The organism is Nonomuraea sp. MG754425 (genome assembly GCF_021699195.1).
Lineage (GTDB): Bacteria > Actinomycetota > Actinomycetes > Streptosporangiales > Streptosporangiaceae > Nonomuraea.
The window spans coordinates 1-7,948 of the sequence record NZ_SSXE01000304.1 but is presented as its reverse complement, the minus strand read 5'-3'; the positions used below and the strand labels follow the sequence as shown (position 1 = coordinate 7,948).

At 74.0% G+C, this 7,948-nt stretch carries 9 protein-coding genes; 3 read left to right on the top strand and 6 right to left on the bottom strand.

Annotated features, from left to right (window positions below; all coding sequences use genetic code 11):
* From FAF44_RS50790 to paaA, 4 genes are all read right to left on the bottom strand, one after another.
* A partial coding sequence (locus tag FAF44_RS50790) for an iron-sulfur cluster assembly protein (protein ID WP_308193541.1) occupies positions 1–306 on the bottom strand: 306 nt, incomplete at its 3' end.
* Positions 303–1,223 carry a 1,2-phenylacetyl-CoA epoxidase subunit PaaC gene (paaC, locus tag FAF44_RS50785; RefSeq protein WP_237110688.1) on the bottom strand — a complete coding sequence of 307 codons (921 nt, stop codon included), beginning with the start codon at positions 1,221–1,223 and terminating at the stop codon, positions 303–305. The genes paaC and FAF44_RS50790, both read right to left, overlap by 4 nt.
* A 16-nt stretch (positions 1,224–1,239) precedes the next feature.
* Entirely contained in the window at positions 1,240–1,533 is a 294-nt protein-coding gene (gene paaB, locus FAF44_RS50780; protein WP_237110687.1) for a 1,2-phenylacetyl-CoA epoxidase subunit PaaB, read from the bottom strand.
* Positions 1,530–2,492: a 1,2-phenylacetyl-CoA epoxidase subunit PaaA gene (gene paaA, locus FAF44_RS50775; protein WP_237110686.1), complete on the bottom strand. Its 963-nt coding sequence runs from the start codon at positions 2,490–2,492 to the stop codon at positions 1,530–1,532. Before paaA ends, paaB begins: the two co-directional genes overlap by 4 nt.
* A gap of 122 nt (positions 2,493–2,614) precedes the next feature.
* On the opposite strand from paaA, the gene paaZ reads away from it, so the two are divergent.
* The 3 genes from paaZ (at position 2,615) to rpsN (ending at position 5,967) form a co-directional block, all read left to right on the top strand.
* Complete coding sequence (paaZ, locus tag FAF44_RS50770) at positions 2,615–4,660, top strand: phenylacetic acid degradation bifunctional protein PaaZ (protein WP_237110685.1); 2,046 nt, start codon at positions 2,615–2,617, stop codon at positions 4,658–4,660.
* Complete coding sequence (locus tag FAF44_RS50765; protein WP_237110684.1) at positions 4,657–5,448, top strand: enoyl-CoA hydratase/isomerase family protein; 792 nt, start codon at positions 4,657–4,659, stop codon at positions 5,446–5,448. Before paaZ ends, FAF44_RS50765 begins: the two co-directional genes overlap by 4 nt.
* A gap of 186 nt (positions 5,449–5,634) precedes the next feature.
* A complete protein-coding gene (gene rpsN / locus FAF44_RS50760; RefSeq protein ID WP_237110683.1) occupies positions 5,635–5,967 on the top strand; it encodes a 30S ribosomal protein S14 in 333 nt (110 codons plus the stop codon).
* Positions 5,968–6,048: 81 nt separating this feature from the next.
* Here the strand turns inward: rpsN and FAF44_RS50755 are convergent, their stop codons facing one another.
* Together FAF44_RS50755 and FAF44_RS50750 are read right to left on the bottom strand one after the other, a co-directional pair.
* On the bottom strand, positions 6,049–6,813 hold the full coding sequence (locus FAF44_RS50755; protein WP_237110682.1) for an SDR family oxidoreductase: 765 nt from the start codon (positions 6,811–6,813) through the stop codon (positions 6,049–6,051).
* Between the two features lie 89 nt (positions 6,814–6,902).
* Positions 6,903–7,948: WD40 repeat domain-containing protein (locus FAF44_RS50750; protein ID WP_237110681.1), on the bottom strand; the 1,046-nt coding region annotated here is incomplete at its 5' end.

The window sequence follows — 7,948 nt, the reverse complement described above, 5'->3', positions numbered from 1 at the left end:
GCGCAGGGCGGCCCGGCCGCGCTCGGTGATCCAGTCGCTGGACCACGGCGGGTCGAGCACGATCCGCACCTCGACGCGCGCGAACCCGGCGTCGTTGAGCCGGTGGACGAGGTCGTCGCGCATGGTCGCCATGGCCGGGCAGCCGGTGTAGGTGGGCGTGATCGAGGCGACGACGACCTCGCCGCCCGCGTCGCGGACCACCTCGACGCCGCGCAGCACGCCGAGGTCGGCGAGGGTCAGCATCGGCATCTCGGGATCGCGCACCCGCCCCGCCACCGCGGCGGCCCGCGCCCGCGCCCCGGTCACCAGCGCCCGCCCGGGTGCGCGCGGGCGACCGCCTGCATCTCGGCGAGCAGCCGGCCCAGGTCCTCGGTGTGCACGCCGTCGCGGCCCGTCCGTCCGCCGATCCCCGACGGCTGCGCGGGCTCCGGCCGGGCCACGCCGCTGACGGCGAACACCTGGCCGAGCACGGCGTCCACCTCCTCGCGCGCCGAGGCGGGGTCCACGCCGACGCCGGCCCTGGCGAGCGCGCGTTCGAGCGGGTGGGCGGCGACCGTCTCGGCCTGCAACGGCCACAGGGCGTCGAGGGCGGCGAGCAGCCTGCGGCGCGACTCCCCGGTGCCGCGCGCCAGCGTGAGGAACCACCGCCCGGCCCAGTCGCGGTGGTAGGTCACCTCCTTGACGCCTTTGCCCGCCACGGCGGCGAGCACCTGGTCACGGCTCGTACGCAGCCGTTCGAGCAGCGCCAGCCGCGCCACCGAGAACAGCAGCAGCCGTACGACCACGTGCGCGAAGTCGCCTCCCGCCACCTCGGCCAGCCACACGTTGCGGAACCGGCGCTCGTCCCGGAAGAAGGCCAGCGCGTCCTCCGGCGGCACCGGCGAGCCTTCGGGCAGGCGGGGCAGCACGTCCGGGTCGGCCGCGGCGGCGCGGGTCAGCAGCAGCCGCGCCTGCCCGAGCAGGTCGAGCGCGATGTTGGCGAGCGCGATGTCCTCTTCGAGGTCGGGCGCGCGGCTGCACCACTCCGACAGGCGCTGCGACATGATCAGGGCGTCGTCGCCGAGCATGAGGCAGTACGCGGCCAGCTCGGCCGGATCCACCCCGCCGGGCGTCGTGGTGTCCACGCCCGCCAGCGGATCCTCGAAGCCGGTGCCGAAGGCCCACTGGGCGGAGTCGTCACCGCCGAGCAGGCCGTCGAAGACGCTGCCGTGTTCGTCGCTCATGATCGTGGCCCGTTCCTCACATGTGCGGGACGTCGTCGGGGATCTCGTAGAACGTCGGGTGCCGGTAGATCTTGTCGCCGTTCGGCGCGAACAGCGGGTCCTTCTCGTCGGGGCTGGAGGCGGTGATGGCGTCGGCCCGGACGACCCAGATGCTGACGCCCTCGTTGCGCCGGGTGTAGACGTCGCGGGCGTGCCGCAGGGCCATCGCGTCGTCGGGGGCGTGCAGCGAGCCGACGTGCACGTGGTTGAGGCCCCGCTTGCCGCGGACGAACACCTCGTAGAGCGGCCATTCCCGCCGGTCGGCGCTCACCGCGCGCCCTCCTGGGCCGTCGCCGCCGCGAAGGCCGTGGCCGCCTCGCGCACCCAGGCGCCCTCCTCGTGGGCGGCCCGCCGGTGGGCCAGCCGCTGCGCGTTGCACGGCCCGTCGCCGCGGATGACCGCCGCGAACTCCTCCCAGTCGGGCTCGCCGAAGTCGTGGTGGCCGCGTTCCTCGTTCCAGCGCAGCTCGGGGTCGGGCAGCGTGACGCCGAGCGCCTCGGCCTGCGGGACCGTCATGTCCACGAACTTCTGGCGCAGGTCGTCGTTGGAGTTGCGCTTGATGCCCCAGGCCATCGAGCGCTCGCTGTTGGGCGAGTGCGCGTCCGGCGGGCCGAACATCATCAGCACCGGCCACCAGAACCGGTCGACCGACTCCTGCACCATCGCGCGCTGCTCGCCGGTGCCGCGCATCATCGTCATGAGCAGCTCGTACCCCTGCCGCTGGTGGAAGGACTCCTCCTTGCAGATACGGATCATGGCGCGCCCGTACGGGCCGTAGGAGGTGCGGCAGAGCGGCACCTGGTTGCAGATCGCGGCGCCGTCCACCAGCCAGCCGATCGTGCCGACGTCGGCGTACGACAACGTCGGGTAGTTGAAGATCGAGGAGTACTTCTGCCGGCCGCCGAGCAGCAGGTCGGTCAGCTCGGCGCGGGAGACGCCCAGGGTCTCGCAGGCCGAGTAGAGGTAAAGCCCGTGCCCGGCCTCGTCCTGCACCTTGGCCAGCAGGATCGCCTTGCGGCGCAGGGAGGGGGCGCGGCCGATCCACTCGCCCTCCGGCTGCATGCCGATGATCTCGGAGTGCGCGTGCTGGGCGATCTGCCGGACGAGCGTGCCCCGGTAGGCGTCGGGCATCCAGTCGCGGGGCTCGATGCGGTCGTGGCGCGCGACGGTGGCGTCGAACGCGGCCCGCAGGCGCTCCTCCTGCTGCGGTTCCATCGGAATCGTCGTCATCGTCTTCCCTTCCGAGACACCCGTCGCGACACCCGTCGCGCTTATTTACTTATCGCTCGGTCAGTAATACCGTGACATGGGTCGGGGTCTTCGCGCAACAGGTCACGGGGAAAGGAGAGAGCGTGAGCGCACTGCTGGAGAGCTACGCCGCCGGACACTGGTTCCGCGCGGACGACGACGGAGAACCGCTGCTCGACGCCGCCACGGGCGAGGAGGTCGCGCGGATCTCCAGTCGGGGGCTGGACGTCGCCGCCATGGTCGGGCACGCCAGGGAGATCGGCGGCCCGGCGCTGCGCGCCCTGACCTTCCACCAGCGCGCCGCCCTGCTCAAGGCCCTGGCCAAGCACCTGCTCGAACACAAGGACGAGCTGTACGCGCTGTCGGCGAGCACCGGCGCCACCACGCAGGACACCTGGATCGACGTGGACGGCGGCATCGGCACCCTGTTCAGCTACGCGAGCAAAGGCGTGCGCGAACTGCCGAACGACACCGTCGTCCTCGACGGCGGCCTGGAACGCCTCGGCAAGGCCGGCACCTTCGTCGGCCAGCACGTCCACACCTCCCGGCCGGGCGTCGCGGTCCAGATCAACGCCTTCAACTTCCCGGTCTGGGGCATGCTGGAGAAACTCGCCCCTGCCCTGCTCGCCGGCCTGCCCACGATCGTCAAGCCCGGCAGCCAGACCGCCTACCTGACCGAGCTGGCCGTCCGGCGGATCGTCGAGTCGGGGATCCTGCCCGAGGGGGCCGTCCAGCTCGTCGCCGGGAGCGCGCGCGGCCTGCTCGACGAGCTGACCGTCCACGACTGCGTCGACTTCACCGGCTCCGCCCACACCGCGGGCATCCTGCGCCGCCATCCGAACGTGCTCGACGGCGGCGTCGTGCTCGGCGTCGAGGCCGACTCGCTCAACTGCTCGATCCTCGGGCCCGACGTGCGGCCCGGCGACCCGGAGTTCGACCTGTTCGTCAAGGGCGTCGTCACCGAGATGACGGTCAAGGCCGGGCAGAAGTGCACGGCCATCCGCCGGGTGCTCGTCCCCGGCGAGCTGGCCGACCAGGTGGTGGAGGCGCTGGCCGCGCGGCTGGCGAAGGTGACCGTCGGCGACCCCCGCCATCCGGACGTCCGGATGGGCGCGCTGGCGAGCCTCGCCCAGCGCGACGAGGTGCGCAAGGCCGTCGAGGCCCTGCGGGCGAGCGCCGAGATCGTCGCCGGCGACCCGGCCGGCGGCCCCCTGCTCGACGGCGACCCCGAACGCGGTGCCTTCATGACCCCGCTCCTGCTGCGCGCCCGCCCCGGCGCGACCGAGCCCCACGACGTGGAGCCGTTCGGCCCGGTGAGCACCGTGCTGGCCTACGACGGGATCGAGGCGGCCATCGCCCTGGCCGCCAGGGGCAAGGGCAGCCTCGTCGCCTCCGTCGCCACCCACGACCCGGGGGTGGCCAGGTCCGTCGTGCTCGGGCTGGCCCCGTGGCACGGCCGCGTGCTCGTCCTCGACCGCGACGACGCCAAGGAGTCCACGGGGCACGGCTCCCCGCTGCCCGTCCTCGTCCACGGCGGTCCCGGCCGGGCAGGCGGCGGCGAGGAGCTCGGCGGCGTCCGGGGGGTGCTGCGGCACATGCAGCGCACCGCCGTCCAGGCCTCGCCCGACCTGCTCACCGCGATCACCGGCCGGTGGACGCCGGGGGCCGCGCGCGCCGCGTCCCCGGTGCACCCCTTCCGCAAGTCTCTGGCGGAGCTGCGGGTGGGCGACACCATCGCCTCGCCGTCGCGCACGGTGTCGCGGGCGGACATCGACCACTTCTCCGAGTTCACCGGCGACACCTTCTACGCCCACACCGACCCCGAGGCGGCCGCCCGCAACCCGCTGTTCGGCGGGATCGTCGCCCACGGGTACCTGGTCGTGTCGCTGGCCGCCGGGCTGTTCGTCGATCCGGCGCCCGGCCCCGTCCTGGCGAACTTCGGGGTCGACGCCCTGCGCTTCCTCACCCCGGTCAAGGCCGGTGACGCCATCGCGGTGACGCTGACCGTCAAGCAGATCACCCCGCGCGTCAACGCCGACTACGGCGAGGTGCGCTGGGACGCCGTCGTCACGAACCAGGAGGGCGAGCCGGTCGCCACCTACGACGTGCTCACCCTGGTCGCCAAGACCTGGCCCGGGGACGACCGGTGAGCGGCCCCCCGGTCGTCGTCGAGCGCGACGGGGCCGTGGCCGTCGTCACGCTGAACCGTCCCGAACGCCGCAACGCCCTCGACGGCAAGACCAAGACGGCGCTGCGCGGCGCGCTGGAGGACGCCGCCGGCGACGGCGCGGTCCGGGCCGTGCTGCTGACCGGGGCGGGCCGCGCCTTCTGCGCGGGCCAGGACCTGGCCGAGCACGCGGCGGCGCTGCGCGCCGACCCGGCGCACGCGTTCGACACCGTCGAGGAGGACTACGCGCCGGTCGTCCGGCTGCTGGCCACGATGGACAAGCCGGTCGTCGCGGCCGTCAACGGCACCTGCGTGGGGGCCGGGCTGGCCGTCGCGCTGGCCTGCGATCTGCGGGTGCTGGCCGAGGACGCCGTCCTCGCCACCGCGTTCGGCGCGATCGGCCTGACCTGCGACTCCGGCCTGTCGGCGACGCTCACGCGCTCGGTCGGCGAGTCGCGGGCCAGGGAGCTCGTGCTGCTCGGCGAGCCGTTCGGCGCGCGACAGGCGGTCGAATGGGGCATCTCTGGCCAGGTGCTGCCGCCCGAGGAGGTGGGCGCGGCCGGACGGGCACTGGCCGCCCGGCTCGCGGCCGGGCCGACCGCCGCGTACGCGGAGTCCAAGCGGCTCATCGCGCAGGCGTGGGAGCGCGGTCTCGGCGCGACGCTGGCGGCCGAGGCCCAGGCCCAGGCGCGCCTCGGGCTGAGCGCCGACCACGCGGCGGCGGTCGAGGCGTTCCTCGCCAAGCGCAAGCCCGTCTTCGAAGGACGCTGACCCCACGATCCGCCGCCCCGCCGGGCCAGTGCCGCCGGGTCCTCACGCGCCGCCGCGGGAGGTGCAGTGGAGCCGGGCCATCTCGCGGGCGTTCTTGACGGCCCTGGCGAGCTGCCGCCGGCTGATCGACAAGATCGGCATCGAGGCCGCGGTCGCCCGCGTCCGCGCCTGGGGAGAGCGGATCTGATGGCCAAGAAGAGCAAGATCGTCGCGAACGAGCGGCGCAAGGCCGTCGTCCTGCGCCACGCGGAACGCCGCGCCGAGCTGAAGGAGATCATCCGCACCGGCACGCCCCGGGAGCGGGAGCACGCCGTGCGCGAGCCGGCCCGGCAGCCGCGCGACGCCAGCGCCACCCGCGTACGCAATCGCGACACCGTGGACGGCCGCCCCCGCGGCCACCTGACCGAGTTCGGGCTCTCCCGCGTGCGCTTCCGCGAGATGGCGCACCGCGGCGAGCTGCCCGGCGTCACGAAGGCGTTGTCCCGCGCCGCCTCGTCCGCGCCTACCGGCGGGGACTGATCGTGCCCTGACGCCCTGACGCCCTGACGCCCTGACGCCCTGACGCCCCGGCCCGTGGGGGCCGGGGCGTCGCGGCGGGTGCTACTTGCCGTGCGGGTCGGCGGCGTTGAGGACGGCCACGACCTGGTCGTAGTCGCCGCGCGCCGCGCCGTAGCGGAGGAACTTCACCCGCTCGACCTGGATCTCCGTCGCGTCGGGCTGCGCCTTCAGCAGCGCGATGACCTCGGACGTGAACTCCTCCAGCGGCATCGCGAACTCGCTGCTCTCCTGGCCGGGCAGCAACGAGGTGCGCACGGCCGGCGGCTCCAGCTCCATCACCTGCACGCTCGTGTCGGCGAGCTGCAGCCGGAGCGACTCGCTGAGCATGTGGATCGCGGCCTTGGAGGCGTTGTAGCTCGGCGTGGCCCCGAGCGGCGCGAACGCCAGCCCCGAGGAGACGGTGACGATCGTGGCGTCCGGCCGCGCCCGCAGGTGCTCGATGAAGGCGGCGATGAGCCGGATCGGACCGAGCACGTTGGTCGTCACGACGGACTCGGCCGAGGCCAGGAACGACTCGGGCTTGCGCCAGTCCTCGACACGCATGATGCCGGCCATCGTGATCAGCACGTTCAGGTCCGGATACCCGGCCAGCACCTGTTCGGCGGCGGAGGCGATGCTCGCCGCGTCCGTGGTGTCGATCCGCACGGTGCCGATGCCGGGATGCTCGGCCTCGATCCGTTCGAGCAACTCGGCCCGCCGGCCGCCCACGATGACGGTGTTGCCCTCCGCCTGCAACGCCAGGGCCAGCGAGAGTCCGATGCCGCTGGTGGCGCCGGGGATGAAGACGGTGTTTCCGGAGATGTTCATGCTCTGAGCGTGCCCCGTCCGCCGCCGCGGGTGCAGAGACCGCTTATCGGGGGACCGGCGATCCCTGGAACCGGATTCCGAGGACAGGCTCAGGACGGGCCGAGGCTCCACAGGCGCAGCAGCCGGTCCTCGCCGACCGTGGCCACGACCGGCCGTCCCGCCTGTTCGGCCAGGGTCAGCAGGCGGATGCCGCCGCCCTCGCCGAAGCCGAACTCGCCGGCGATCCCGCCGTCGGTCAAGCTCCGGACCCGGACGAACGCGTCCTCGCCGTGCGGGGTGTGCGCGACGATCGCGACGGGGGTGCCGTCCAGCGTGCCCGCCACCAGCGCGGCGGTGCCCCGGTCGTCGGGGCTGCGCTCGCCGAAGCGCCACATCCTCCTGCGCTTGCCCGTCGCCAGGTCGTGGACGCGCAGGGTGGCGTCCAGGTGCGTGGACAGCAGCACCGGCTTGCCGCCCAGCTCGCCGCAGGCCAGCCGCTCGATCCCGCCGACCTCGCCGGTCGTGAACGTGCGCGTCACCACACCCGTGGCCAGGGGTCGCACCCGTACGCGGTTCGCGCCGTCGCCCGTCACCAGCACGTCGTCGCCGTCGAGGCGGCCGAAGGCCAGGCCGTTGACGCCCTGGAAGTGCTCCGTGCCGGTGGGGCCGAGCTGTTCGCCGGTGGCGACGTCCCACAGGCGGACGGTGCCGCGCAGGTCCCGCAGGCTGTCGTAGTCCTGCGACACCGCCACCGCCCGGCCGCCGCCCGTGACCGTCACGGCGATGATCGGATCGCCGGCCTTGTGCGTGGCCAGGCTCTCGCCGGACGGGCCCCACAACCGCATCCGGCCGTCGGAGTGGCCGGAGGCGATCACTGTCGCGCCGTCGCGCTCCCCGTGGGCGATCGCCGTCGTGCGGGGGCCGCCGTCGCCGAGCTTCCGGCCGGTGGCGGCGGTGAGGTCCCAGGTGAGGACAGAGCCGTTGTCCGTGCCGCACACCACGCCGGACGCGCTCGCGGCCATCGCGGTGGGCGTGCCGGTGCCGGCGGGCGGTTTCCTGGGCTGGCCCGCGGGCGTCCCGAGCGGGTCGGCGGTGGGCTGCTCCGGTGAGGGGGACGGGGCGGCCGTGGCGGTTTCCGTGGTGGTCTGCGTGGTGG

Coding starts and splice junctions, on each gene's coding strand:
- paaA (WP_237110686.1), bottom strand. CDS start 2,492: ATGACGACGATTCCGATGGAACCGCAGCAGGAGGAGCGCCTGCGGGCC.
- paaC (WP_237110688.1), bottom strand. CDS start 1,223: ATGAGCGACGAACACGGCAGCGTCTTCGACGGCCTGCTCGGCGGTGAC.
- rpsN (WP_237110683.1), top strand. CDS start 5,635: ATGGCCAAGAAGAGCAAGATCGTCGCGAACGAGCGGCGCAAGGCCGTC.
- FAF44_RS50755 (WP_237110682.1), bottom strand. CDS start 6,813: ATGAACATCTCCGGAAACACCGTCTTCATCCCCGGCGCCACCAGCGGC.